At 66.0% G+C, this 24325-nt stretch carries 25 protein-coding genes; 18 read left to right on the forward strand and 7 right to left on the reverse strand.

The genetic code is table 11. The annotated features are described in order from the left end of the window. Window positions 1-4: 4 nt before the first annotated feature. On the reverse strand, window positions 5-919 hold the full coding sequence (locus ACH2CY_RS13810; RefSeq protein WP_395019845.1) for a LysR family transcriptional regulator: 915 nt from the start codon (window positions 917-919) through the stop codon (window positions 5-7). A gap of 167 nt (window positions 920-1086) precedes the next feature. Here ACH2CY_RS13810 and ACH2CY_RS13815 point away from each other — a divergent pair, with 167 nt between their 5' ends. From ACH2CY_RS13815 to ACH2CY_RS13840, 6 genes are all read left to right on the forward strand, one after another. Then, window positions 1087-1914: a 3-hydroxybutyrate dehydrogenase gene (locus tag ACH2CY_RS13815; protein WP_395019846.1), complete on the forward strand. Its 828-nt coding sequence runs from the start codon at window positions 1087-1089 to the stop codon at window positions 1912-1914. 10 nt (window positions 1915-1924) lie between these two features. Further along, window positions 1925-2989: a patatin-like phospholipase family protein gene (locus tag ACH2CY_RS13820; RefSeq protein ID WP_395019847.1), complete on the forward strand. Its 1065-nt coding sequence runs from the start codon at window positions 1925-1927 to the stop codon at window positions 2987-2989. A gap of 134 nt (window positions 2990-3123) precedes the next feature. After that, the gene (locus ACH2CY_RS13825; protein WP_395019848.1) at window positions 3124-3333 is read left to right on the forward strand and encodes a DUF2282 domain-containing protein; all 210 of its coding nucleotides are present in this window, start codon (window positions 3124-3126) and stop codon (window positions 3331-3333) included. A gap of 270 nt (window positions 3334-3603) precedes the next feature. Then, window positions 3604-4068, forward strand: coding sequence for a DoxX family protein (locus ACH2CY_RS13830; protein ID WP_395019849.1), 465 nt, complete (start codon window positions 3604-3606; stop codon window positions 4066-4068). A 28-nt stretch (window positions 4069-4096) separates the two neighbouring features. After that, a complete protein-coding gene (locus tag ACH2CY_RS13835) occupies window positions 4097-4933 on the forward strand; it encodes a DUF692 domain-containing protein (protein ID WP_395019850.1) in 837 nt (278 codons plus the stop codon). Further along, entirely contained in the window at window positions 4923-5666 is a 744-nt protein-coding gene (locus tag ACH2CY_RS13840; protein WP_395019851.1) for a putative DNA-binding domain-containing protein, read from the forward strand. Before ACH2CY_RS13835 ends, ACH2CY_RS13840 begins: the two co-directional genes overlap by 11 nt. A 3-nt stretch (window positions 5667-5669) precedes the next feature. Here the strand turns inward: ACH2CY_RS13840 and ACH2CY_RS13845 are convergent, their stop codons facing one another. Both ACH2CY_RS13845 and ACH2CY_RS13850 read right to left on the reverse strand, forming a co-directional pair. Beyond that, entirely contained in the window at window positions 5670-6569 is a 900-nt protein-coding gene (locus ACH2CY_RS13845) for a proline iminopeptidase-family hydrolase (protein WP_395019852.1), read from the reverse strand. Between the two features lie 87 nt (window positions 6570-6656). Further along, window positions 6657-7442, reverse strand: a complete 786-nt coding sequence (locus ACH2CY_RS13850) for a LuxR family transcriptional regulator (RefSeq protein ID WP_395019853.1) — start codon at window positions 7440-7442, stop codon at window positions 6657-6659. Between the two features lie 168 nt (window positions 7443-7610). Here ACH2CY_RS13850 and ACH2CY_RS13855 point away from each other — a divergent pair, with 168 nt between their 5' ends. The 6 genes from ACH2CY_RS13855 to ACH2CY_RS13880 all read left to right on the forward strand — a co-directional run bounded on the left by ACH2CY_RS13855 (window position 7611) and on the right by ACH2CY_RS13880 (window position 13879). Continuing rightward, entirely contained in the window at window positions 7611-9323 is a 1713-nt protein-coding gene (locus ACH2CY_RS13855) for an ABC transporter substrate-binding protein (RefSeq protein WP_395019854.1), read from the forward strand. Between the two features lie 42 nt (window positions 9324-9365). Continuing rightward, entirely contained in the window at window positions 9366-10418 is a 1053-nt protein-coding gene (locus tag ACH2CY_RS13860; RefSeq protein ID WP_395019855.1) for an ABC transporter permease, read from the forward strand. Between the two features lie 8 nt (window positions 10419-10426). Further along, window positions 10427-11398 (forward strand): ABC transporter permease, encoded by a 972-nt coding sequence (locus ACH2CY_RS13865; RefSeq protein ID WP_395019856.1) that lies wholly within the window; start codon window positions 10427-10429, stop codon window positions 11396-11398. Further along, window positions 11364-12440, forward strand: coding sequence for an ABC transporter ATP-binding protein (locus ACH2CY_RS13870; RefSeq protein WP_395019857.1), 1077 nt, complete (start codon window positions 11364-11366; stop codon window positions 12438-12440). Before ACH2CY_RS13865 ends, ACH2CY_RS13870 begins: the two co-directional genes overlap by 35 nt. Continuing rightward, window positions 12437-13426, forward strand: a complete 990-nt coding sequence (locus tag ACH2CY_RS13875; protein ID WP_395019858.1) for an ABC transporter ATP-binding protein — start codon at window positions 12437-12439, stop codon at window positions 13424-13426. The genes ACH2CY_RS13870 and ACH2CY_RS13875 overlap by 4 nt, the downstream gene beginning before the upstream one ends. Window positions 13427-13510: 84 nt before the next feature. Further along, complete coding sequence (locus ACH2CY_RS13880; protein ID WP_395019859.1) at window positions 13511-13879, forward strand: DUF4870 family protein; 369 nt, start codon at window positions 13511-13513, stop codon at window positions 13877-13879. 6 nt (window positions 13880-13885) lie between these two features. Here ACH2CY_RS13880 and ACH2CY_RS13885 read toward each other — a convergent pair whose 3' ends face one another. Further along, on the reverse strand, window positions 13886-14461 hold the full coding sequence (locus tag ACH2CY_RS13885; protein ID WP_395019860.1) for an amino acid synthesis family protein: 576 nt from the start codon (window positions 14459-14461) through the stop codon (window positions 13886-13888). Next, on the reverse strand, window positions 14461-15198 hold the full coding sequence (locus ACH2CY_RS13890; RefSeq protein WP_395019861.1) for an isochorismatase family protein: 738 nt from the start codon (window positions 15196-15198) through the stop codon (window positions 14461-14463). The genes ACH2CY_RS13885 and ACH2CY_RS13890 overlap by 1 nt, the downstream gene beginning before the upstream one ends. Before the next feature lie 94 nt (window positions 15199-15292). Here ACH2CY_RS13890 and ACH2CY_RS13895 point away from each other — a divergent pair, with 94 nt between their 5' ends. Genes ACH2CY_RS13895 through ACH2CY_RS13920 form a run of 6 tightly spaced genes read left to right on the forward strand, consistent with a single transcriptional unit; the run spans window position 15293 to window position 22251 of the window. Next, window positions 15293-16180: an FAD binding domain-containing protein gene (locus ACH2CY_RS13895; protein WP_395019862.1), complete on the forward strand. Its 888-nt coding sequence runs from the start codon at window positions 15293-15295 to the stop codon at window positions 16178-16180. Continuing rightward, window positions 16177-18930: a molybdopterin-dependent oxidoreductase gene (locus tag ACH2CY_RS13900; protein WP_395019863.1), complete on the forward strand. Its 2754-nt coding sequence runs from the start codon at window positions 16177-16179 to the stop codon at window positions 18928-18930. The genes ACH2CY_RS13895 and ACH2CY_RS13900 overlap by 4 nt, the downstream gene beginning before the upstream one ends. Further along, window positions 18923-20353 (forward strand): 6-hydroxynicotinate reductase, encoded by a 1431-nt coding sequence (locus tag ACH2CY_RS13905; RefSeq protein WP_395019864.1) that lies wholly within the window; start codon window positions 18923-18925, stop codon window positions 20351-20353. Before ACH2CY_RS13900 ends, ACH2CY_RS13905 begins: the two co-directional genes overlap by 8 nt. Beyond that, window positions 20353-21204, forward strand: a complete 852-nt coding sequence (locus ACH2CY_RS13910; protein WP_395019865.1) for a UPF0280 family protein — start codon at window positions 20353-20355, stop codon at window positions 21202-21204. The genes ACH2CY_RS13905 and ACH2CY_RS13910 overlap by 1 nt, the downstream gene beginning before the upstream one ends. Before the next feature lie 10 nt (window positions 21205-21214). Continuing rightward, complete coding sequence (locus ACH2CY_RS13915) at window positions 21215-21799, forward strand: amino acid synthesis family protein (RefSeq protein WP_395019866.1); 585 nt, start codon at window positions 21215-21217, stop codon at window positions 21797-21799. Next, entirely contained in the window at window positions 21796-22251 is a 456-nt protein-coding gene (locus ACH2CY_RS13920; protein ID WP_395019867.1) for a MarR family winged helix-turn-helix transcriptional regulator, read from the forward strand. The genes ACH2CY_RS13915 and ACH2CY_RS13920 overlap by 4 nt, the downstream gene beginning before the upstream one ends. A 433-nt stretch (window positions 22252-22684) precedes the next feature. Here the strand turns inward: ACH2CY_RS13920 and ACH2CY_RS13925 are convergent, their stop codons facing one another. Then, window positions 22685-23113 (reverse strand): hypothetical protein, encoded by a 429-nt coding sequence (locus ACH2CY_RS13925; protein ID WP_395019868.1) that lies wholly within the window; start codon window positions 23111-23113, stop codon window positions 22685-22687. An 8-nt stretch (window positions 23114-23121) separates the two neighbouring features. Further along, the gene (locus tag ACH2CY_RS13930; protein ID WP_395019869.1) at window positions 23122-24321 is read right to left on the reverse strand and encodes an amidohydrolase family protein; all 1200 of its coding nucleotides are present in this window, start codon (window positions 24319-24321) and stop codon (window positions 23122-23124) included. Window positions 24322-24325 lie beyond the last annotated feature (4 nt).

Consider the following 24325-nt stretch of genomic DNA (forward strand, 5'->3'; position numbering starts at 1 on the left):
CGGCTCAAGCGGATTCCAGCGCGGCGTCGGAAGGCTCGGCGTGTTCCGGCCACCGATAACGGTCCACCGCCTTGATGAAGGTGGCGACGGCGGGCGAGAAGCGGCGACCGGCGACGGTCGCGAGGTGAATGGTGCGCGTGACGGGCGGGTCACAGATCGGCCGCGTCAGCAAGCCGGGCAGGACGGCGGAGAATTCCGGCATGAAGCAGATTCCCATCCCGGCCATCACCATGGTCTGGATCCAGTCCTCGCGCTCGGAGCGAAACACGTCCTCGACCTGCACCATCTGCTGCTCGAGCACGGTTTCCATCTTCTCATAATATTCGCAGTTGGTCCGAGAGAGGTAGGCCTCGCCGGCGATCTCCTGGATCGGCACCGCCGACATCGCCTCGAACCGATGCCCGGCGGGCAGGGCGACGACGAAACGCTCGTCGTAGAGCTTGCGGAAATCGAGCCGCTCATTGGGCGTTTCGGGAGCGGTGGTGATGGCGACGTCCAGCGTTCCTTCCATCAGCATGTTGATCAGCTCATCCGGGATGCTCTCGGTGAGAGAGACCTCGATGCCCGGATGATCGGCGCCGAAGCGGGAGAGGAAGCTCACGAACCGCACCGGGCCGATGGTGCACATGACACCGAGCCGGAGCGGCGCGTCGCGTAGCTGCAGGAAGCTCTGCGCCGTCGAGCGGGCCTGCTCGCTCTGTTTCAGGATGGTTTCCAGCTGCGGCCGCACCAGATTGCCGAGGTCGGTCATGTGGGTGAGCTTGCGCTCGCGCCGGAACAGGAGGCCGCCCAGCTCCTCCTCAAGCTTCTGGATGGCCCGGGTCAAAGCCGGCTGGGTGACGTTGCACTGCTCCGCGGCGCGCGTGAAGTTGAGTGTGTTGCAGACCGCCAGGAAGTAGCGGATTTGGTGCATTTCCATGGGTTTAGCCTTGGTTGGGTCCCGCCGATCGATGGCCTGATTATAACCGGAAGGCATCGGTCCGGCGATGCCGATGCCGCATCGAAACCATAGGGGGGTGGCATTTCCCGTGATGCAAAGCGCGGCCCAGATTGGACCCATTCGCAATCCCGTTCGGATGGGTCCCCATGAACAACATCACTGCACAATCCTCTTCCCTGAACACGCCGCGGTCGCTCGCCGGCAAGGTGGCCCTGGTCACCGGCTCGACCAGCGGCATCGGCCTGGCCGTGCTTGAAAAGCTCGCGGCCGAAGGCGCCGACGTCGTCATGAACGGCTTCGGCGATCCCACGGCCATCGAGACCCTTCGTTCCGGCCTGGAACATCGTTACAGCGTCCGCGTCCGCTATGACGGCGCCGACATGAGCAAGCCCGAGGAGATCGAGGCTATGGTGGAGGCGGCGCGCGCCGCCTTCGGCTCTCTCGATATCCTGGTCAACAATGCCGGCATCCAGCATGTCGAGCCGATCGAGACCTTCCCGGTCGAGAAGTGGAACGCGATCCTGGCGATCAACCTTTCCGCGGCCTTCCATGCGATCCGGGCGAGCTTCGCCGGTATGAAGGGCCGCGGCTGGGGCCGGATCGTCAACATCGCCTCCGCCCATGCGTTGATCGCCTCGCCCTTCAAGTCGGCCTATGTCGCCGCCAAGCACGGCGTGCTCGGGTTGACCAAGGTCGCAGCCCTGGAAGGCGCGGAGCATGGCGTCACGGTGAACGCGATCTGCCCGGGTTATGTCTGGACGCCGCTGGTCGCCAAGCAGATCGACGAACAGGCCGCTGCCCACAAGATCGACAAGGAGCAGGTCGTCCGCGACGTGCTGCTGAAGAACACGCCCAGCAAGCGCTTCGCCGAAGCGGCCGAGATCGGCGCCCTGACGGCGTTTCTCTGCGGTCCCAATGCCGCCTCGATCACCGGCAGCGCGCTGCCGGTCGATGGCGGCTGGACCGCGCATTGAGGAGGATGCGATGAACCTCGAGACGAAATCCGAGATCAGCCCGGCCGGCAATGCCTCGGTCGAAACCCGGCATTTGAGCCTGGCCTTGCAGGGCGGCGGCGCCCATGGCGCATTCACCTGGGGTGTGCTCGACCGCCTGCTCGAGGACGAGCGGCTGGTGTTCGACGGCATCTCCGCGACCTCGGCCGGCGCCATGAACGCGACGGTGATGGTCTATGGCTATCAGCAGGGCGGCCGGGCGGGTGCCCGTGCCGCGCTCGGCAACTTCTGGCGCCGAATCGCCCATGCCCAGGCGCAGACGCCGTTCCAGGCGACCTGGTGGGACCGGTTCACCGGCAACCACGCGCTCGACAACTCGCCGGCTTTCCTCTGGCTGGATTTCGTCACCCGCGTGCTCTCGCCCTACCAGCTCAACCCGACCGACTGGAATCCCCTGCGCGACGTGCTGACCGCCTCGGTCGACTTCGAGGCGATGCGCCGCGCGAAACTGCCGATCAAGCTTTTCCTCTGCGCCACCAATGTCCGCTCGGGCAAGGTGAAGGTGTTCAACGAGTCCGAGCTCTCGGCGGACGCGGTGATGGCTTCCGGCTGCCTGCCGTTCCTGTTCAAGGCGGTGGAGATCGACGGCGAAGCCTATTGGGACGGCGGCTATATGGGCAACCCGGCGATCTTTCCGCTGATCTATCGCTGCGGCAGCCCGGACATCATGGTCGTGCATGTCAACCCGATCATGCGCGAGGAAGTGCCGGTGACCGCCGGCGAGATCATGAACCGCATCAACGAGATCAGCTTCAATTCTTCGCTGATGCGGGAGATGCGGGCGATCAGCTTCGTCACCCGCCTGATCGACGACGGCGAGGTGGAGATGGACCGGCTGAAGCGGCTTCACATCCACGCGATCTCGGCGGAGGAGCGGATGCGCGACTTCAGCGTCCTCTCGAAATTCAACGCCGACTGGGATTTCCTGCTGGACCTGAAGGAAGTCGGCCGCGCCCATGCTGACGCCTGGCTGAAGCAGAATTTCGACCAGATCGGCCGCCGGTCGACCATCGATATCAACCAGGCCTATCTTTAGGCGCCCGACCATGCCCGGCCGCTATCGATTTACAAACAAAGCGGCATTTCGCCTGTAACCCCGGAAGGCTTAGCTTCGAATTGTCCCCGGGGAGTGACCCCGACCCTGAACTTAGAAACTTGAGGAGACCTCCGATGAAGACTTCCAATGCTCTGCTGATGGCGGCCGCTTCCGCCGCCCTCGGCCTCGTCGCGATGAGCGCCGCCAATGCCGGCCCGGCCGCGGTGCCGAGCTATGACTCCGAGAAGTGCTTCGGCGTCGCCGCCAGCGGCTCCAACGACTGCCAGACCGCAACCAATTCCTGCGCCGGCAGCGTCACCCAGCCGATGCAGGGCGATGCCTAGATCTACGTCCCGGCCGGCGTCTGCGGCAAGATCTCGGGCGGCAGCCTCGAGCCCAAGAAGTCCTGATCACGCAACCAACGGCGGGGCGATTGCGGTCGTCCCGCCGTCTTTCACGCAGATTAGACCATGGCGTCCCCAGGCATTTCCGAACATTTGAAGAGCCGCGTGCGGCGCCAGGTCATGGGTTCGAGCCAATCCGACATCATCGCCGCCGTGCGCGGCGACCGGTGCTGGATCGGCCGCCCCGAAGACGCCCGAGAGGAGAGGGTCATGACCATGACGATGAAGATGGATGAGGCGACATCGCCGACCCTGCTCGGCCGGGTTCGAGATTTCTACGATCGGCTCGGCCGGCTGCCGCTGAGCTTCATCCAGCTGATGGCGCGGGTGAGCATGGCGATGGTCTTCTGGCGGTCCGGCCAGGCCAAGATCGCGAATTGGGACCTGACGCTCAAGCTCTTTGCCGAGGAATACAAGGTGCCGGTCCTGCCGCCGGAGATCGCGGCGTCGATGGCGGTTGCGGTCGAGCTCAGCGTCCCGGTGCTGCTGGTGCTGGGTCTCCTAACAAGGCTCGCGACCCTGCCGATGCTCGGCATGACCCTGGTGATCCAGACCTTCGTCTATCCGCAGGCTTGGGTCGACCATCTCAGCTGGGCGGTTATGCTGCTGCTGCTCTTGAGCCGCGGTCCCGGCGTCTTCTCGCTCGACCATGTGATCGGCAAGGCCTTGCGTTAGCGCCATGCCGCTGGATAGCATCGGGCCCATGGAGACAACGGCCGGCATCGGCTGGCGGGCGCCGCACCATGCCGAGCTGCTGGAGCGTCGCCCCTCGGTCGGCTTTCTCGAGGTCCATGCCGAGAACCACATGGGCGGCGGCCGTCGCACGGCCGTGCTGGAACGGGCCCGGCGCGACTATCCGATCTCGATCCACGGCGTCGGCCTCTCACTTGGCTCGGTCGAGCCGGTCGACGGCGTGCATCTCGATTGGTTTGCCGAGCTGGTCGCCGCGATCGATCCGCTGCTGGTCTCGGAGCATGTCGCCTGGTGCCGCCAGGACGGCGTCTACCTCAACGATCTGCTGCCCTTGCCCTATACCGAAGAGGCGCTCGACGTCCTCATCCGCAACATCGATCGGGTGCAAGGCCGGCTGAAGCAGGCGATCCTGATGGAGAATCCTTCCACCTATCTCGCCTTCACGCATTCGACGATCCCGGAAGGTGAATTCCTGGCGGAGATGGCGCGGCGCTCCGGCTGCGGCCTGCTGCTCGACGTCAACAATCTCTATGTCAACGAGCGCAATCACGGCGTTCCGGCGCGCGCCGTCATGGCGACGCTGGCGCTTGCGAGCGTCGCCGAGATTCACGTTGCCGGCCATCACGTCGCCGAGCTCGGCGACGCCACTCTGCTGATCGACGATCACGGCTCGACCGTTTCGGATGCGGTCTGGGATCTCTATCGCGAGGCCGCGATCCGGTTCTCGCGGGCCCGGACCTTGGTCGAATGGGACAGCCGCATCCCGCCGCTCGATACCCTGCTGGCGGAGGCCGGCAAAGCGGATGCCCATCGCGCTGCGATGACGGAGCTGCGCCATGCTGGCTGAGCTGCAGCGCGATTTCGCCCGTGCCGTGCGCGGCGACGCGTTGGCCGTGCCGCGGCTCGAGATCGATGCCACTGGCCTCAACCCCGAGCGTCGCCTCGCGGTCTATCGCAACCATCACCGCATCAGCCTCGCGGCCGCGCTGGCCGCCAACTTCCCGACTGTGGTCAAGGTGATCGGCGAACCGGCCTTCGAGGCCCTGGCCTTGTCTTTCCTGGCGATCGATCCGCCGCGCGAGCCCAGCCTGGCCGCCTATGGCGCCGGCTTCCCGGCCTTCGTCGAAAGCGACCCGCGATCGCTGGGCCTGGTCTATCTCGGCGATGTCGCGCGGCTCGACTGGGCGCATAACGTCGCGGATCGCGTCGACGACCTTCCGACGTTCACGGCGCAGCACCTGGCGGCACTCGACGCGGAGCGCCTGGTGACGCTCCAGCTGAAGCCGCATCCCTCGCTGACCTTGCTGCCATCGCTGTTCCCGCTGCTGCAGATCCGCGACGTCGCCGCCGGTCTGGCGGAGAACGCATCGCTCGACGCCGGCGGCGTCGATCTCATGATCTGGCGGAAGGCGGGCGTCGTCACCCATGTCGCGCTCGAACGCGGGCCTGCGCTCTTCATCCGCGCCCTGGCGGGCGGGCAGGTGCTGGCCGAAGCGGCGCAGAACCTGAACCCCGAATGCCTGCCGGAATACCTGGCGGAACTCGTCCTCAGCGACGCCTTCCTGGCGCCCCAGGGCTAGCGATCAGTCGTTCTGATCGAGGAAGGCCCCAACGCTCTTCATATAGAGCTCGGTCTCCTCGACATGGGGCATGTGGCTGGAATTCTCGAAGATCTGCCAGCGCGATCCCTTGATGTTGTCCTTATAAGGCTGGACCGTCGCGGGTGTCGCCTCGTCATACTTGCCGGAGATGAGCAGGGTCGGGACCTCGACCTTGTGCAGCCTGTCGATGATCGACCAGTGCTTCAGGCTGCCGATCACGTGGAACTCGCTGGGGCCGTTCATGGTGAAGTAGACCGTCGGGTCGGCCTCGATCTGGGCGAAGCTGCGGGTGACTTCCTCCGGCATCGGCTGCACCCGGCAGACATGGCGCGCGTAGAACACCATCATCGCCGTGGTGTATTCCTTCGAGCTGGTGGTGCCGGCGGCCTCGTGCACCAGCAAGGTCTTCTGCACCTCGGGCGGCAGCTGGTCGCGGAGCTTGTTGGCTTCCTGCACCCAGAGCTCCATCGAGGCGGGCGAATCCGAGATGGTCAGCGACTTCAGCCCCTTCGGCTGAGTCACCGCATGCTCGGCGCCGAGCATGCCGCCCCAGGACTGGCCGAGCACGTGATAGGCGCTGCGGATGCCGAGATGGTCGAGCAGATTGTTGAGCTCGTCGAGGAAGAGCTGCACGGTCCAGAAGTCGACACCCTTGCCGGGGAGATGCGTGGACTTGCCGCAACCGAGCTGGTCGTAATGGATGACCGCGCGGCCCTGATGGGCGATCAGCTTCATCCGATCGGTATAGTCGTGGGATGCACCCGGCCCACCATGCAAGATGACCAGCGGCTTCTTGCCCGCCTTCAGATCGCCGGTGACGCGATACCAGGTCTGATGCCCGCGGAATGGTGCGAAGCCTTCTGTCGATTGCGGTTCAGTCATGACGCCCTCTGTTCGAAATCTTGAGGCGAGCCTAGCGCCGACGCGAAACCGCGAGCCAGCTAGCAAAAATTATAGGGCCGGGTGATTTCAGCAGGCGCCGTCGAGCAGCCGGTAATGCGCGGCGCGGGCGATCGCCTGGACCCGGTTCTTGGCGCCCAGCTTCCGGATCGCGAGGTTGAGATGCAGGTTGACCGTGCCGACCGCGCGGCCGAGCCGGTGCGCGATCTGCTTTGCCGTCAGGCCCTGGGCGGTGAGGCGGAGGCATTCCCGTTCCCGCGCCGTCAAGCGGACGTGCTGACAGGTTCGTGTCGGCGCGTCGAAATCCCCGGCGACGGCATTGTGGAAGATATGGCCGATCAGGCTGATCGCCGCGAGATGGGGGCGCAATCCGTCGTCGAAATCGCCTTCAGGATCGATGCGGATTCCGGTGAAGGTGGCGAAGTCCCCACCGGAGAGATGGATCGGCACGGTCACCCCGCAGGTCATCCGGGTTTCCCGGAGGTAGGAGACGACCGGCGCGTGTTTCGGCCCCATGACCCGGGCCAGCGCCGAGTCCTCGGGATGGGCGTAGGACCAGACGAAAGGGGTCGAGCGCCTTGCCGCCACCCATTGCACCGGATCGATCTGGTAATAGCCGCCCCGGCACCAGAGATCGGCCATATTGGCCTCTATATTCCGCAGCTTGAGCAGGCTGGGCGTGATCAGCTCGCCGTCATGGGTGAGCGGCACCGGGGTGTAGTCATAGATGACGGAGGTGAAGCCGAAGGCGGCGAGGGCCTCCTGGGCGGCATCCAGGCGGGGCTCCAGCCCATGCGCCTGGCCCAGGGCAGCTTCGAAGCCCGGTAACGGATCTTGCCCATGGGAACCATACATGGGAGGCCACCTTACGCACCCCCTAGTAAATTTGCTAGCTTTGCCGTTCGCAGATGCGGGACGTAACCTTCCCGCCAATATCAAGGAGTAGGCCGGGAGCAAGGCCGGCCCGGGTGAACGGGGTCGCGCTCGCAGAAGCGCAGAACGGGTGAAACAAGGAGGCTACCGATGAAACGGGGTCAAATGCTGGGGATCGCAGTCGTCGCGGTCATCGTGGTGGCGGCCGGTGCATATTTCATGCGCAAGGCGCCGGAGACGGGCGGCGGAACACCGGCCACGCAGGAAGCTGCGAAGGCTGGTGAGCATCGCGGCGGCACGATGCGCCTGGTGGCGGTCGGTGCGGGCGGTACGATCGACCCGCAGATCAATTACACGCTGCAATACTGGCAGCTCTACCAAGGCCTCTATGACGGCCTGCTGAACTTCAAGAAGGGCACCGGCGACGAAGGCTTCAAGGTCGTCCCCGACATCGCGGAGGACATGCCGCAGGTCGCCGACGATGGGAAGACGCTGGTCTTCAAGATCCGCAAGGGCCTCAAGTTCTCGAACGGCCAGGAGCTGACCACCAAGGACGTGGTCGCCTCGTTCCAGCGCATCTTCAAGGTGTCGAGCCCGACCGCCGGCGGCTTCTATGCCGGCATCGTCGGCGCCGACAAATGCCTGGCCGAGCCCGCCACCTGCACGCTCGAGGGCGGCGTGGTCGCGGATGAGGCGGCGAACACCGTGACCTTGCATCTGACGCAGCCCGACGCCGAGATCTACTACAAGCTCGCCGTGCCGCATGCGGTCATCCTGCCGGCGGATTCGCCGGCCAAGGATGTCGGCACCGCGCCGCTGCCGGGCACCGGCGCCTACATGATCGAGAGCTATGATCCGAACAAGCAGCTCAAGATCGTGCGCAACCCGCACTTCAAGGAGTGGAGCAAGGATGCGCAGCCGGACGGCTATCCGGATGTCGTCGTCATGGACTTCGGCCTGACCGACGAAGCCGAGGTCACCGCCGTCGCCAACGACCAGGCCGACTGGGCCTTCGATCCGCCACCGGCCGATCGCCTGGCCGAGATCGGCACCAAGTACAAGGACCAGGTGCATGTCACGCCGCTGACCGCGATGTGGTACGCGCCGATGAACGTCAACATCCCGCCCTTCAACAACGAGAAGGCGCGCCAGGCCGTTTCCTATGCGATCGATCGCGCGGCACTGGTGAAGCTGTTCGGCGGCGACGTGCTGGCTTCGCCGGTCTGCCAGATCCTGCCGCCGGGCTTCCCTGGCCATGTGGACTATTGCCCTTATACGAAGAACCCGGAGGCCAACAAATGGTCGGCCCCGGACATGGATAAGGCCAAGGCGCTGATGCAGGAATCCGGGCAGATCGGCCAGCCGGTCACCGTGATCTCCGAGGACAGCGCCGTCTCGAAGTCGGTCGGCACCTATCTGCAGAGCGTGCTGAACGAGCTGGGGTTCAAGGCCGAGCTGAAGCCGATCTCCTCGAACATCCAGTTCACCTATATCCAGAACACCAACAACAAGGTGCAGATCAGCGTCACCCAGTGGTACCAGGATTATCCGGCGGCTTCGGACTTCCTGAACATCCTGTTCGGCTGTGACAGCTTCCACGAGGGCTCGGACTCCTCGGTCAACATCGCCGGTTTCTGCGACAAGGAAATCGACGCCAAGATGAAGGAGGCGATGAAAGTCGCGGTCACCGATCCCAAGAAGGCGGATGGAATGTGGGCCGAGATTGACAAGGCGGTCACCGACAAGGCCGCGGCGGCGATCCTGTTCACGCCGAAGCATGTCGACTTCGTGTCCAAGCGCCTCGGCAACTTCCAGTTCAATCCGCAGTATTACTTCATGGTCTACCAGGCGTGGGTGCAGTGAACGCCACTTCTGCCCGAGTGCTGACGCAACCTGATCGTTACTATGGCAGCGTCAGAGACTTCGATTGACACCAGGACCCCCGAGCCGGTCGGCGCGAAGCGCCGGCCGGCCACCGGTCCCTGGGTTACCGCCTTCCGCAAGCTGGTGCGCGACAAGGCCGCGATGGCGGCCTTGCTCGTCTTCGTTCTGATCGTGATCGGTTGCAGCTTCGCGTCCTACTACGCCTCCAATGTCGCCCATACCTTGCCCTTCAGCTCGAACCTGAACGGCAAGGTCGTGGTGGACGGTGTCGAGCAGCAGGTCATCGCCCGCTCGACGGAGGGACTGGGTCTCGGCACCACGCCGATCGGGCCGACCTGGGACATCCACGGCTATTTCCTCGGCGCCGACGACCAGGGGCGGGACGTCTTCGCCCGCATGCTTTACGGCGGGCTGAACTCGCTCTGGATCGCCAGCGCATCGACGGTGATCTGCCTGCTGTTCGCGGCCCTGCTCGGCGTCACCGCGGGCTTCTTCGGCGGCGCCGTGGATGCGGTGATCTCCCGGATCATGGACGTGATCTGGGCCTTCCCGATCTTTCTGCTGGCGATTTCGCTCTCGATCGTGCTGATCAACACCACGATCGCGATCGGGCCGATCGTCATCCGCTCAGGCAGTCTCTGGCTGCCGATCTTCATCATCGGCGTCGTCTACGTGCCCTATATTGCGCGCCCGATCCGCGGGCAGGTGCTTAGCCTGAAGAACAGCGAGTTCGTTCTGGCGGCGGTGGGCTTGGGCGTGCCGAGCCATCGCATCTTGTGGAAGGACATCCTGCCGAACGTCGCCACCACCTTGATCGTCTTCGTGCCGCTGATGATGGCGCTCAACATGGTGACGGAATCCGCGCTTTCCTTCCTCTCGATCGGCGTGCAGCCGCCGGATGCCAGCTGGGGCACCATCATCCAGGATGGGCAGAATCTGCTCTATTCGCGGCCGATGGTGGCCTTGGCGCCGGGCCTCGCCATTGCCGTCACGGTCATGACCCTGAACGTGTTCGGCGACGGCGTGCGCGATGCGCTGGATCCCCGGTCCAAGCTCCGGATCGGGGGCGACTAGGCAAGCCCATGCTCAACACGCTCATTCGCCGCCTGATCCAGATGGTCTTCGTGATGTTCGGGATCAGCGTCATCGTCTTCCTGATCTTCTTCGCGACGCCGGGCTCCGATCCTTCCGCACGGATCGCCGGCCGCAACGCCTCGCCCGAGGTGCTGGCGGCAGTGCGGAAGGATTTCGGCTTCGACCGGCCGATCTATGTGCAGTATGGGCTGATGATGCAGCGGCTGCTGATCACCGGCGATCTCACCTCGTTCCAGAATCGCGGGCAGAAGGTTCTGCCGCAGCTGGTCCAGGCGATGCCGGTGACACTCTCCCTGGTCTTCGGCGGCGCGCTCCTCTGGGTGATCGGCGGCATCGTGGTCGGCGTCGCCGCCGCGGCCACCAAGGGCAGCGTCATCGACCGCGGCCTGATGATCATCGGGCTCATCGGCATATCCATGCCGGTCTTCTGGCTGGGCTCGGTGCTGAACCTCATCACCCAGAGCCGCTTCCACGACACCTGGATGTTCTCCTGGGTGCCGGCGCTCGGCTACAAGCCGCTGCTGGAGAGCCCGTGGGAATGGTTCAAGACCATGCTCATTCCCTGGATCTCGCTGGCGGTGCTCTATATCGGTCTCTACGGCCGCGTGCTGCGGGCCAGCCTGATCGAAGCCAATGAAGAAGACTACATCCGTACTGCAAGGTCCAAGGGCCTGACCGAAACGCGCATTCTCTTCCGACACGCGCTGCGAACCTCGCTGATCACTTTCGTGACCTTGTTCGGCCTGGATTTCGGCGCGCTGGTCGGTGGCGGCGCCCTGCTGACCGAGGTGGTGTTCGGACTCCAGGGCGTCGGCAAGCTCACCTATGATTCCTTGAAGAGCCTGGACCTGCCGGTGATCCTGGCTTCCGTCATCTACGCGTCCTTCTTCGTGGTCGGCGCGAATTTCGTGGTGGATATGGCCTATGCAGTCCTCGACCCCCGTGTCCGCGGCCGATAGCGCCGCGGGGCAGGGGACAGTTCCTCTGCTTGAAGTGGCGGATCTCACCGTCTCCTTCCGCACCCAGCAGGGGCTGGTGCGGGCGGTGAGCGGCGTCTCCTTCTCCATCGATGCGCAGGAGATCGTCAGCGTCGTGGGCGAATCCGGCTGCGGCAAGACCGTGACCCTGCTGAGCGTGGTCGGGCTGATCAACGACCCGAACGCCGTGATCGCCGGCTCGATCAAGTATAAGGGCCGCGAGCTGATCGGCCTGCCGCAACAGGAGTTGCGGCATGTGCGGGGCGAGGAGATCGCGATGATCTTCCAGGACCCGATGACGGCCTTGACGCCCGTCTACACTATCGGCTGGCAGATCATCGAGCAGCTTCGCGCCCATACCGATCTCTCGGCCAAGGCCGCGCGCAACCGCGCGATCGAGCTGCTGCGCGAGACCGGCATCCCCAATCCCGACAAGACCATCGACCGCTACCCGCACCAGCTTTCCGGCGGCATGCGGCAGCGCGCCTTCATCGCCATGGCCCTGTCCTGCAATCCCTCGCTGCTGATCGCCGACGAGCCGACCACCGCGCTCGACGTGACGGTGCAGGCGCAGATCCTCGATCTCATCCGGCGCTTGCGGAAGGATTTCGGCTCCGCGGTCATGCTGGTCACCCACGATATGGGCGTGGTGGCGGAGATCGCCGACCGGGTCGTCGTCATGTATGCCGGCAAGATCGTCGAGGCCGGCACCAAGGAGCAGATCTTCGTCGATCCGCAGCATCCCTATACCTGGGGCCTGTTCAACTCGATCCCGCCGCTGACCGGCGCGCGGATGAAACGGCTGGTCTCGATTCCTGGCGCGCCGCCCTCGCTGCTGGATCTGCCGCAAGGCTGTTCCTTCCGCCCGCGCTGCGGCCAGCGCTTCGAGCCCTGCAGCGAAATGCCGGCGCTGGAAGGCGCGGATGGCCACCTGGCGCGCTGCTGGATCCCGACGGAACAGCGGGCCGAGGCACGCTTCCGCGCCGCGCATCCCGACAGCCGCTTGAGCAAGGCGGGTCGATGAACGTGGTCGGCACACCGTTGCTGAAGGCGCGGAACGTCTCGAAGCAATTCCGAGTCGGCAACAGCATCCTGCCCGGCGGCAATACGATCGTGCATGCGGTCGATGACGTCTCGCTCGACGTCTATCGCGGCGAGACCGTCGGACTGGTCGGAGAATCCGGCTGCGGCAAGTCCACGCTCGGCCGCTGCCTGGTGCGGCTCTACGAGATCTCCGCCGGCAAGATCGAGTTCGAAGGCATCGATATCTCCACCGCCAAGACCGGCGCCTTGCGGCCGATCCGGCAGCGGATGCAGATGGTGTTTCAGGACCCCTATTCGTCGCTGAACCCGCGCCGCCGCGTCGCCGACCTGCTGGCCGAGCCGTTGAAGGTGCATGGCCGCCGCAGCCGCGCCGAGATCAAGGAGCGGGTGGCCGAGCTGATGCGCCTGGTCGAGCTGCTGCCCGACCATCTCAACCGCTTCCCGCATGAGTTCTCCGGCGGCCAGCGCCAGCGCATCGGCATCGCCCGCGCCATAGCCTTGGAACCGAGCCTGGTCGTGGCCGACGAGCCGGTCTCAGCGCTGGATGTCTCGATCCAGGCGCAGATCGTCAATCTCTTCGCCGATCTCCAGGAGCGGCTCGGCCTCACCTATGTCTTCATCGCCCATGACTTGAGCGTGGTGCGCCAGGTCTCGACCCGGACCGCGGTCATGTATCTGGGCTCGATCGTGGAATCCGGCCCGACCGAGGAGATATTCAAGTCGCCGCGCCATCCCTACAGCGAGGCGCTGATCTCCGCGGTGCCGTCAGCCGATCTCGACCGCACCAGCCGCCGCGAGCGCATCGTGCTCCAAGGCGACGTGCCGAGCCCGATCAACCCGCCGAGCGGTTGCCGCTTCCACCCGCGCTGCCGCTACGCCACCGAACGCTGCAAGCTCGAGCGTCCCAAGCTCGCCGAGATCGAGCCGGGAAGGCTGGTGGCTTGCCATCATCCGGTGGAGATTTGACGCGACCCTTGTCGCTGGGCCTCCTGATTGCGCAAGCAAGATCTCGCCGCTACGCTGGCCGTGAGGGTTCGGGAGGGGGATGCGATGGCAGATCATGAGTCCCTGGCGCGATCGCCGGTCGACGCCAACATGGCGAAGCTGGTCTATGCCCTCTACTTGCTGGGATTTGTGCTCGGCGGCGTCACGAACCTGATAGGGCTTATCGTTGCCTATGTCTGCCTGGGCGACGCCCGCCAGTGGGTGAAAACCCACTTCCAGCTGCAGATCCGGACCTTCTGGATCGGTCTGCTGTATTCGGCGGTCGGCATCATTGCCGTGTGGTTCGATATCTATCTCGTTGGTGCGGCAATTCTGTTCCTGACCTTCATCTGGACGGTCGTCCGATGTGTGATCGGACTGAAGGCCGCGCTGGAAATGTCGCCCTATCCAAGACCGGATTCGTGGCTTTGGTAGTGCCGGCTATCGCTGCCCGTCGCCGACCTTGATCTCGCTGGCCTTCAATCCGCCGCTGCGTTCGTGGACGCGGCCGCCGGTAGCCATCGCGAGGCCATAGACGATCTCGTCGCGGCGTGGCGCGTCCCAGACCGTCATCTCCGCGACACCGAAATGGCTGCGCACATAGGCGGCCTGGATATGGCCAAGCGGGATCATGAGGCGCGTTCCCAAGGTGCCGACGGTCTTCGCCGCGGGCACGATCGCTTTCGGCTGGCCCAACTCGGCACGCATCGCCCAGCCGCCGGCCTCATGCCAAAGCGCGCCATGCTCCAGCTCGCCGTCTTCGCCGACGATGGCGCCCTTGCCATAGGCCTCGACCTTGGCCACACCGAGGCGTTCGATGATTGCCTTCGAGAGCAGGGTGCCGAGTTCGCGCAGCTCGGCCATGAAGGGCAGCAGGTCCTTCTCGTAGCGGCCGGCGAAGGGGTTGCGGATCACGGCGCAGGCCATACCGACGCGCAAGGGGGCGTTCAGGCGCGGGCCGCGCTCGTGCCAGGTCTCCTCGACGGCGACCTGGGTCTTGCGGATGTCGAAAGCCATTACTTCAGCACCACTTCATTGACCAGTTTCGCGCCGCGCATATGCATGAAATAGAGCCCCATGTAATGCGTGACGTCCTGCGGATGCGCCAGGCTCGAGGGCAGGCCGAGCTTTTCGGCGACGGCGCGCGGCATGTCGTAGGTCGAGCAGCCGGCGTCATAGACCAGGATTTCCTTGAGGCTCGGCATCATGCCGTGGTTGCGCGCGGACAGCATGGTCAGCACGAAGTCCATGACGCAGATGTCGGTGCAGATTCCGACCACCAGGATCTCGGCCAGCTTCTTCTCGTTGACCCAATCGACCACCCGGTTGTTGCCCTGGGGCGTGATCGAACCGACGAAACCGTTGATGCAGTCCTTGCGCACCAGGGTGGTGCTCGGGTCCTGCTCCAGCCACTCGAGTTGCGGCACCAGGTTCTCCTCGCCGGTCCCGGCCTCGCAATGCGGCGGGTAGGGCGGCTCGGCCTTGCCGGGGACATGGGTGTCGAGGAAGGCGAGGATCGGCCGCTTGGCTGCAGTGAAGGCCTTGGCCAGGCGATCGGTCTCCTCGACCATGCGGGTGACCTGGGCGTTGGGCGAAGGCGGCGCCAGGTAGCCGGCGCCGACCGTCGCGAAGCCGTTGATCTCATCGACGATGACCAGGCCGGTCGCTCCGACCGCGGCGCTGCTGAAGGCGAGCGGCATGATCTCGTTGAACTGCTTGATCAACGGGTTCTGGACCGGCGTTGCGATATTCATGGCGGCGTCTCCCTGCGCTCAGTCCCCGCATATTGCCGGTGGGCCTCGGGAGCGGCAATCCGCTCTTGACTCTCGCGCCTCCCGACAAGATCATTTGTACACAAACAATCTCCAATACGCGAGGGCCTGCCTCCTGTTCGCGCAACCGACCCGGCTCGACGAAGCCTTGGACCTGGCGGCCCGCAACCGGCCGATTGTGCTGGCGGGCGGCACCGACCTGATGGTCGGTGCTTCCGCCGATCTCGGGCCCGGCCCGGTGCTGGACATATCGCGCGTCGCCGAGCTGAAGGGCATCGCGATCACCGAGGATTCGGTCGTCATCGGCGGCGGCACAACCTGGTCGGAGCTGGTGGCGGCGGACCTGCCGCATGGTTTCGACGGGCTGAAGGCGGCGGCTCTGGAAGTGGGCTCGATCCAGATCCAGAACCGCGGCACCATCGCCGGCAATCTCTGCAACGCCTCGCCGGCCGCCGACGGCGTGCCGCCGCTGCTGACCCTGGATGCGATGCTGGAGATCCAGGCCAGCGGAACGCGCCGCAGCATGGCCGTCGGGGACTTCATCACCGGCAACCGCAAGACCCTGCTGCAGCCGGGCGAGCTGGTCACCGCGATCCGCATCCCGCGCCAGCTGGCGGAGGGCCGCTCGGCCTTCCTGAAGCTCGGCAGCCGGCGCTTCCTGGTGATCTCGATCGTTTCCGTCGCGGCGCTGCTGGTCGCCGATGGCTATCGGATCACGGCGGCACGGGTCGCCATCGGCGCCTGCTCGGCAGTCGCCAAGCGCTTGCCGGAGCTCGAAGCGGCGCTCCTGGGGCGATCCTTCGACGCCTCGCTGCGCAGTATCGCCAAGGCCGAGCATGTGGCCGGACTGGCGCCGATCGACGATGTGCGCGGCACCGGGGGCTATCGCAAGGATGCCGCCTTGCAGCTGATCCGCGAGGCCCTGCTGGCCGTGGTCGAAGGCCGGGCCGGGGGCATGGCATGAAGCCGGAACCGGCGCCGATCCGTTTCAAGCTGAACGGCCGGCCGATCAGCGTCGATGCGCCGGCCAACCGGCGGCTCTCGCATGCCTTGCGCGAAAATCTCGGGGCGCGCGGCGTGAAGGTCGGCTGCGACGCCGGCGATTGCGGCGCCTGCACGGTGCTGCTGAACGGCGAACCGGTTTGTGCCTGCCTGACCGCGCTCGGCCAGGTGAATGGTGCTTCGGTCGAAACCGTCGAAGGCCTGGGCGATACCCTCGCCGAGCAGCTGAAGCAGTCCTTCCACCGGCACGGTGCCGCGCAATGCGGCATCTGCACGCCGGGGATGCTGGTGGGCGCCACGGCCCTGTTGCGCAAGAACGCGCAACCCAGCGAGACCGAGGTCGAGCAGGCCCTGGGTGGCGTTCTTTGCCGCTGCACCGGCTATCGCAAGATCATCGATGCCGTCTGCGACGCGAACCGCGTGGAGACGCCGGAGATGTCCGCGGCGGCGGGGCAGGCGGTCGGCGCGCGCCTCGCGCGGCTCGACGGCCAGTGCAAGCTCGATGGCAGCGAGATCTTCGGCGCCGACGATTGGCCGGAAGATGCGCTGGTGCTGCGTGCCATCCGCTCGCCGCATGCGCATGCGCGTTTCATGCTTGGCGATGTCGCTGGCTGGGCCGCAAGACGTGCCGACGTGGTGCGTGTGTTGACGGCGGATGACGTGCCGGGGCGCAACCTGTTCGGCACGATCGGCCCCTTTGTTGACCAGCCGGTCTTCGCCCGCGACATCGTGCGCTTCAAGGGCGAGGCGGTCGCCGCGGTGGTGCTGGAACCGGACACCGCCTGGCAATTCGACCTGAAGGATTTTCCGGTCGAGTGGGAACCGCTCACGCCGCTGACCGGGATGGCGGAAGCGACCGACCCGAAGGCGGCGCAGTTGCACGAGAACCGCGCCGGCAACATTCTGACCAGCGGCATCGTCCAGCGCGGGGATGCCGCGGCGGCGATGGCGGACGCGGCGGTGACCGTCGAGGGCGAGTTCGAGACCGGTTTCGTCGAGCACGGCTATATCGAGCCGGAAGCCGGTTTCGCGCGCCGGGTCGGCGGCCGGATCGAGATCCAGGCCTGCACTCAGTCGCCCTATCTCGACCGCGACGAGATGGCGGCCATCCTCGGCATCGCCCCGGAAGACGTGCGGATCATCCCGACCGCGGTCGGCGGCGGGTTCGGATCGAAGCTCGATCTCTCGGTGCAGCCCTTCATCGGCGTCGCCGCCTGGGTGCTGAACCGGCCGGTGCGCATGGTCTATTCGCGCCCCGAGACGATGATGTCGACCACCAAGCGGCATCCCTCGCAGATCCGCATGAAGGTCGGCGCCTCGAAGGACGGCAAGCTGCAGGCGATCGAGTTCCACGGCGACTTCAACACCGGCGCCTATGCCTCCTGGGGGCCGACGGTCGCGAACCGAGTGCCGGTCCATGCCTCAGGCCCGTACTTCGTGCCGAACTACCGGGCGACCACGCGCGCCATCCACACCCATCTGGTGCCGGCCGGCGCCTTCCGCGGCTTCGGCGTGCCGCAGGCCGGCGTCGCGCAGGAGCAGCTCTATGACGAGCTCGCCCAGAAGCTCGGCCTCGATCCGCTGGAGTTCCGCTTGCGCAACGCGCTGACCGCTGACCAGCCGACGGTCTGCGGCCAGGTGCTCGGTGCCGGCTTTGGCTACAAGGCCTGCCTCGAAGCCTTGGCCTCGCACTGGAAACGCGCGCGTGCCGATGCCGAAGCCTTCAATGTTTCGGCGTCCCGCTATCGCCGCGGCGTCGGCATCGCCGGCATGTGGTATGGCTGCGGCAATACCTCGCTGCCCAACCCTTCCACCATCCGGCTCGGCCTGAAGCCGGATGGCCGGGTCGCGCTCTACCAGGGTGCGGTCGATATCGGCCAGGGCTCCAACACGGTGGTTACGCAGATCAGCGCCGATGCGCTCGGTGCGCCGATCGATCGCTTCGACCTGCTCGGCGCCGACACCGACCTGACTCCCGATTGCGGCAAGACCTCGGCCTCGCGGCAGACCTTCGTCACCGGCAAGGCGGCGTTCCTCGCGGGCCGGAAGCTGCGCCAGGAGATCCTGCGCCTCGCTAATGCCGGCGAGGACGCGCGGCTGACCTTCGGCGACGGCATGATCGGCGTGGAAGAGCAGGGGCAGAGTCGCGCACTTGATCTCAGGCGGCTGCCGGTCGATGACCGTGGCTATGTGCTGCTGGTCGAGGAGACCTTCGATCCGCCGACTTCGCCGCTCGACAAGAACGGGCAGGGCTCGCCTTATGCGGTCTATGGCTCGGGCGCGCATATCGCCGAGATCGAGCTCGATACCGATCTGGGAATCGTGCGGGTGCTGAAGATGACCTGCGCCCATGACGTCGGCCGCGCGGTCAATCCGACCTTGATCGAAGGCCAGATCGAGGGAGGCGTTGCGCAGGGCCTCGGCATGGCGCTGATGGAGGAGTTCTTCCCCGGCAAGGGCGAGAACCTGCACGACTACCTGATCCCGACCATCGGCGACATGCCGCCGGTCGAATCCATCCTGATCGAGGATCAATCGCCGGTCGGTCCTTTCGGCGCCAAGGGCATCGGCGAACAAGCGCTCATCCCGACGGCGCCCGCGATCCTCAACGGCATCCATCACGCGACCGGAATCCGCTTGCGGCGCATTCCGGCGATCCCCGACCGCGTACGGGCCGCGCTGCTGGCACGCAAGGAGGCCAAGAATGGCTGACCCCGATCTGGTGCGCTGCGACGCCTGTCCCGTCACCTGCTACATCAAGCCGGGCAAGGCCGGCGCCTGCGACCGCTATGCTAACGAGGACGGCAAGCTGGTCCGCGTCGATCCGCTGGTGGTGCTGGAACACACGATCGAGGCGGGCGAAAAGGTGGTGCCGTTCCTCGGCGGTGGCAGCGCCGAATGGGACGGCGAGATCGTGAAGTCGCCGAGCACCTTCATCACCGCGATCGGCGCGGGGACGACCTATCCCGACTACAAGCCGGCGCCCTTCATCGTCTCCTCCAAGGTCGAGGGCATCGATACCGTCACCGTGGTGACGGAGGGCATCTTCAGCTATTGCGGCGTCAAGGTGAAGATCGACACCGACCGCCACCTGGGGCCCGAACGGAACCTCGTCCGCGTCGACGGCGAGCCCGTCGGCCATGTGACCACCGGCGAATACGGCTCGCAGATGCTGTCCTTGGGCGGCGTCAACCATCTGACCCATGGCGGCAAGAAAGAGGGCCGCGTCACCTGCGATGCGCTGCTGCGCCTGTGCAACGGCGAAGCCGTCGAGATGACAGTGGATGCTGGCGCCACTGCGATCATCCAGGCGGGAAAGCCACCGGTCATCAACGGCAAGATCGAGGAGCGGATGCGGGTCGGCTGCGGCTCAGCCACCATCGGCATGTTCGCCAAGCAATGGTACGGCAAGGTGGACGAGGTGGTGGTGGTCGACGACCACATCACCGGCGTGCTCTCCGAGCACCAGGCCGGCAAGGTGCTGGGCGCACAGGACACCGGCATCAAGATCCGCGGCCGCAAGTCGACACCCGGCCGCTACTTCCATGTCGCCGAGCCCGGCTCCGGCTGGGGCGGCACCAATGTCATGGACCCGCTGGAGATCGTGACCGGCTTCGACCCGAAGCATGCCAAGCCGGGTCTTCGGATGCTGATGGTTTCGACAACGGGCGAGCAGCATGCCTATTACGAGCTGAACGAGGAACTGAAGCCAGTCGAGAAGGACCTGCCGGCCAACCTGCAGGAATCGGTCGACCGCATCGCCGAAAATTGTGAGCCGGCCTTGAGCACGGTGCTGTTCATGGCCGGCGCCGGCGGCTCCTTGCGTGCCGGCGTCACCGAGAACCCGGTGCGGCTCACGCGCTCGGTGCGGCAGGCGATCACCCGGGTGACCGCGGGTGGCGCGCCGGTCTATGTCTGGCCGGGCGGCGGCATCACCTACATGGTCGATGTGACCTTGCTGCCCGAGCGCGCCTTCGGCTATGTGCCGACGCCGGCTCTGGTCGCCCCGATCGAGTTCACCCTGAAGCTTGAGGACTATGCGGCGCTCGGCGGCCATGTCGATCACGTGCGGCCGGTCGAGGAGGTGCTGAAGGATTCCTCGCTGCGTCTTCGTTCCGCGAAGGGCGCGGCCTGATGCGCCGGACGCCGGTCATCCGCCGCTTCGGGCATAACCGGCTGCACCTGCAGGACGGGCCGATCGACCTGATCGCCGAGGCCTTCGGTGCGGCGGAGGAGATCGAGATCGCCTACCGCGCGGCGGGTGCGCGATTCATCACCATCCTGGACGAGCTTTGCGCCGAGCTGCCGCTGCTGCGCTCGGCCGGGGCGGCACGGCCGGTGGGGATCGTGGCGCAGCGGATGTGGGATGCCGTCGCACCTTTCGCGTCGGCGCAGTTCATCACGCCGATGGCGGCGGTCGCCGGCGCGGTCGCCGAAGAAGTGCTGGGCGCGATGACCAATGCTGGATCGTTGCAGCGCGCCTATGTGAACAACGGCGGTGACATCGCGGTCTTCCTGGCCAAGGGCGAGACCCTGCGGATCGGCATGGTGGATCGGCCTGATTACCCGAGTATGTTCGGCTCGCTGTTTCTCGCATCCGACCAGCCGGTGCGCGGCATCGCCACCAGCGGCTGGCGCGGGCGCAGCTTCTCGCTCGGGATCGCCGATGCGGTGACGGTGCTGGCAGACACGGCGGCGATGGCCGATGCCGCGGCCACCATCATCGCCAATGCGGTCGACCTGCCCGGCCATGCCGCGATCGAGCGCCGCGCCGCGCAAGACCTGGCGCCGGACAACGATCTCGGCGCGCGACCGGTGACGGTTGCGGTCGGCACGCTAACCGAGGCCGAAAAAGCGGCGGCCCTGGAGCGCGGCTGTCGTGCCGCGGAGATGTGCCTGGACCGGCAGCTGATCCGCGCGGTGGCCTTGCATCTCGGCGGGCAGACGCGGCAGGTCGAAGGCGCGCTGCAAATCGCAGCGGCATAAGGGGAGAAACATGAAAGCGAAGATCCGCAAGATCGTGACCGTGGTCGAAGAGACGCTGAGCGAGGCGGGGCGGGACGTCAGCCCGCCGACCCGCCGCGCCGCGGCGATCGCCGTCATCGCCAATCCCTTCGCTGGCCGCTACCAGGAAGACCTGACCGACCTCATCAATGTCGGCGAGGAGCTGGGCGGGCTGCTGGCTGAGCGCGCGGTGAAGGCGCTCGGCATCGAGGGTGGGAAGATCGAGAGCTACGGCAAGGCCGCCGCGGTCGGCGCCAACGGCGAGCTGGAGCATGCGGCGGCGATCCTGCATCCGAAGCTCGGGGCTCCCTTCCGCAAGGTGCTGGGCAAGGGTGCGGCCCTCATTCCGTCCTCGAAGAAGCGGGGCGGGCCGGGCGTGGCGCTCGACATTCCGCTTGGCCATAAGGATGCTGCTTTCGTGCGCAGCCATTTCGATGGGATGGAGGTGCGCGTGGTCGATGCGCCGGCGGCCGACGAGATCGTGGTCGCGGTGGCGGTCACGGATTCCGGACGGCCTTTGCCCCGGGTCGGCGGCTTGAAGGTCTCCGAGATCAAGGGCGAGGACGGCCTCCGGTGAAGCCTAACGCCGCCAAGCCGATTGCGCGGGTGACGCCGGACGAGGGGTACCGGCTGGAGGAGCAGGTCGGTTACATCCTGCGCCAGGCCTCGCAGCGGCATGCCGCGATCTTCGCGGCGCGGATACCCGAGCAGCTCACCACGACGCAGTTCGCGACCTTGGTGCGGCTTCAGGAAGTGGGGCCCTGCTCGCAGAACCAGCTCGGGCGGCTGACCGCTATGGATGCCGCGACGATCAAGGGCGTTACCGACCGCCTCATTCAGCGCGGCTTCGTCGAGGCCAAGGTCGATCCCGAGGACGGGCGCCGGCGCATGCTGGCGCTGACGCCGGCGGGGCTCGACGCGGTGGCGCGGGCGATCCCGGCGGGGCTGGAGATCTCGGCGGAGACGCTGGAGCCGCTCAGCGCCGAGGAGCGGGCGCAGTTCATGGCGCTGCTGAAGAAGCTGCGCTGAGCCGACCCGGAGCGGCCCGTCCGAACACGGACGGCGAAATCCCGCTCGGTTCGCTAAACCCTTGTCGCAAAGCGAAAAACGGCGCAGAGTGGTCGAGGCGATCTTCAATTCTGTCCGGGTCAGGTCCGGGTTGCAGGTCCGTCTGTGTTGCGTCCGCCTGCAAATCTGTCTGCGTCCGGTCTGCGTTGCGATCTGTCCGCGTCACGTCTGTGTCACGCGATTCCGTCCGGGTCAGGTCCGGGTTGCATCGACCCCGTGCCGTCGCGGGCGTTCGACGTAGCCTCAGCCTCAGGATTCACGATTCAAACAAGGCTTCCGCTACCGCGCAACGCGCTTCAGCGGAAGGTCGGATGAGAGGAGCGGATCCTATCACGATCGGCGTCGCTTGTCCGGTGCGAGATCGCGTGACACCGAATTCCAGCACGCGCCGCGGCTATTGCACCAGCGATCCCAGCCGCTGCTCGGCCAGCGCCTTGAACGCGCCGTCGGGGAATTTCCGCAGATAGGCGAAGAAGTCGTCGGGGTTCTTGCTGTCCCAGATCGTGTCGAAGAAGGTGGAATCCAGCTCCTTGTAGAGCTTCGCGTCCACGGCGGTCCTCGACAGCGGAACGATCCGGCCCCGCAGCACCGGCGCGGCCTCGGGTTTCAACGCGACCAGACGGTGGGCCGCCAGCTCGACGAAGACGCCGGAAGGGATTTTCGCGAGATAGGCCTCGAACACGGCCGGATCCCGGCTGTCGCGGATTTCCATCCATTCGGACTCTTCGGTCTTGAGGCTGTCCACAGCGGAATCCGCCGCGGCGATCGCGTTCCAGGCCAGCGCGCAGGCGAGAGCGACCGAGGCGATGGACCGCCGGCGCACGGCGCGTGTCAGGTCTTCGCGATCGCCGGCACCTTGGTCGCCGGCGGCGTGTTGCGGCTCCTTTGGGTGCGGACGATGCCGTCGATGATGGTCATGCCGACACCCGGGAGATCGCCGAGGCGGATGCTTTCCAGCAGATCCTTGCCGGCCGAATGCTGCGCCTTGTCCAGGAAGACGAAGTCGGCGGCCCGGCCCTTTTCGATCAGGCCGACATCGAGCTTGCGCATCCGCGCGGTGTTGCCGGTGGCGAAGCAGAGCGCGATCTCCGCCGGCACTTCGCCGATCGAGGAGAGCATCGAGACCATGCGCAGGATGCCGAGCGGCTGGACGCCGGAGCCCGCCGGTGCGTCGGTGCCGAGGATGACCCGGTGGAGATCGCCGATCTCCCGTGCGGTGCGCAGGGTGTAGAGTGCCGCGCGCTCATTGCCGTTGTGCACGATCTCGAGCCCGCGCTTGCATTGCTCGCAGAGGCAGCGGATCTGGGAGTCGGGGAGGGCGGTGTGGCCGCCGTTGATATGGCCGATCACGTCGGGATCGGCTTCCAGGATCACGTCCTTGTCGATGAGACCGGAGCCCGGGATCGAGGGGCCGCCGGTATGGATGGTGCTCTGGATGCCGTATTTGCGGGCCCAGGCGACCATCTTCTTGGCTTCGTCGCCGGTCTTCACGCCGCCCAGGCCCACTTCGCCGAGCAGGGTAACGCCGGCCGCGGCCATTTCCTTGAAGTCGTCCTCGACCATGCCTTGCTCGATCACCGGCGCGCCGCCATGCACCTTCACGCCGGCGGGGCGGGCATTCGCGAAGATGCGCTGGCTGGAGATCGCAAACGCCTTGAGGCCGGCGATGTCCTTCGGGCGGCCGGGCATATGGACCTCGCCCGCCGAGATCATGGTGGTGACGCCGCCATGCAGGCAGCTCTCGATCCAGCCCAGCTGGTTCTGGCGCGGCGTCCATTCGCCGGCGACCGGATGCACATGGGAGTCGATCAGCCCGGGAGCCAGCGCGGTGCCGCCGGCATCGACCACGACCTTGGCCTCGGCGGTGTCGAGGTCCTTCTCGCGCCCGAAGCCGACGATCTTGCCGTCGAGGGCAATGAGGGTGTCACAGCCCTCGGCGATCGGCTTCTCGATGTCGCCGGTCAGGAGCAGGCCGATGTTGCGGATGACGAGCTTGCCGGCGGGTCCGCCGGAAGTGGGTTCGACGGCCATGGGA

This window comes from Dongia sp. (genome assembly GCF_041905885.1).
Taxonomy (GTDB): Bacteria; Pseudomonadota; Alphaproteobacteria; order Dongiales; family Dongiaceae; genus Dongia.

Excerpts from the sequence above, each read along its gene's own strand:
- ACH2CY_RS13880 (WP_395019859.1), top strand. The coding sequence starts at position 13,511 with ATGGCAGATCATGAGTCCCTGGCGCGATCGCCGGTCGACGCCAACATG.
- ACH2CY_RS13900 (WP_395019863.1), top strand. The coding sequence starts at position 16,177 with ATGAAGCCGGAACCGGCGCCGATCCGTTTCAAGCTGAACGGCCGGCCG.
- ACH2CY_RS13890 (WP_395019861.1), bottom strand. The coding sequence starts at position 15,198 with ATGAATATCGCAACGCCGGTCCAGAACCCGTTGATCAAGCAGTTCAAC.
- ACH2CY_RS13885 (WP_395019860.1), bottom strand. The coding sequence starts at position 14,461 with ATGGCTTTCGACATCCGCAAGACCCAGGTCGCCGTCGAGGAGACCTGG.
- ACH2CY_RS13870 (WP_395019857.1), top strand. The coding sequence starts at position 11,364 with ATGCAGTCCTCGACCCCCGTGTCCGCGGCCGATAGCGCCGCGGGGCAG.
- ACH2CY_RS13830 (WP_395019849.1), top strand. The coding sequence starts at position 3,604 with ATGACCATGACGATGAAGATGGATGAGGCGACATCGCCGACCCTGCTC.
- ACH2CY_RS13855 (WP_395019854.1), top strand. The coding sequence starts at position 7,611 with ATGAAACGGGGTCAAATGCTGGGGATCGCAGTCGTCGCGGTCATCGTG.
- ACH2CY_RS13915 (WP_395019866.1), top strand. The coding sequence starts at position 21,215 with ATGAAAGCGAAGATCCGCAAGATCGTGACCGTGGTCGAAGAGACGCTG.
- ACH2CY_RS13835 (WP_395019850.1), top strand. The coding sequence starts at position 4,097 with ATGGAGACAACGGCCGGCATCGGCTGGCGGGCGCCGCACCATGCCGAG.
- ACH2CY_RS13850 (WP_395019853.1), bottom strand. The coding sequence starts at position 7,442 with ATGTATGGTTCCCATGGGCAAGATCCGTTACCGGGCTTCGAAGCTGCC.
- ACH2CY_RS13905 (WP_395019864.1), top strand. The coding sequence starts at position 18,923 with ATGGCTGACCCCGATCTGGTGCGCTGCGACGCCTGTCCCGTCACCTGC.
- ACH2CY_RS13875 (WP_395019858.1), top strand. The coding sequence starts at position 12,437 with ATGAACGTGGTCGGCACACCGTTGCTGAAGGCGCGGAACGTCTCGAAG.
- ACH2CY_RS13815 (WP_395019846.1), top strand. The coding sequence starts at position 1,087 with ATGAACAACATCACTGCACAATCCTCTTCCCTGAACACGCCGCGGTCG.
- ACH2CY_RS13845 (WP_395019852.1), bottom strand. The coding sequence starts at position 6,569 with ATGACTGAACCGCAATCGACAGAAGGCTTCGCACCATTCCGCGGGCAT.
- ACH2CY_RS13820 (WP_395019847.1), top strand. The coding sequence starts at position 1,925 with ATGAACCTCGAGACGAAATCCGAGATCAGCCCGGCCGGCAATGCCTCG.
- ACH2CY_RS13910 (WP_395019865.1), top strand. The coding sequence starts at position 20,353 with ATGCGCCGGACGCCGGTCATCCGCCGCTTCGGGCATAACCGGCTGCAC.
- ACH2CY_RS13860 (WP_395019855.1), top strand. The coding sequence starts at position 9,366 with ATGGCAGCGTCAGAGACTTCGATTGACACCAGGACCCCCGAGCCGGTC.
- ACH2CY_RS13825 (WP_395019848.1), top strand. The coding sequence starts at position 3,124 with ATGAAGACTTCCAATGCTCTGCTGATGGCGGCCGCTTCCGCCGCCCTC.
- ACH2CY_RS13865 (WP_395019856.1), top strand. The coding sequence starts at position 10,427 with ATGCTCAACACGCTCATTCGCCGCCTGATCCAGATGGTCTTCGTGATG.
- ACH2CY_RS13810 (WP_395019845.1), bottom strand. The coding sequence starts at position 919 with ATGGAAATGCACCAAATCCGCTACTTCCTGGCGGTCTGCAACACACTC.
- ACH2CY_RS13840 (WP_395019851.1), top strand. The coding sequence starts at position 4,923 with ATGCTGGCTGAGCTGCAGCGCGATTTCGCCCGTGCCGTGCGCGGCGAC.
- ACH2CY_RS13930 (WP_395019869.1), bottom strand. The coding sequence starts at position 24,321 with ATGGCCGTCGAACCCACTTCCGGCGGACCCGCCGGCAAGCTCGTCATC.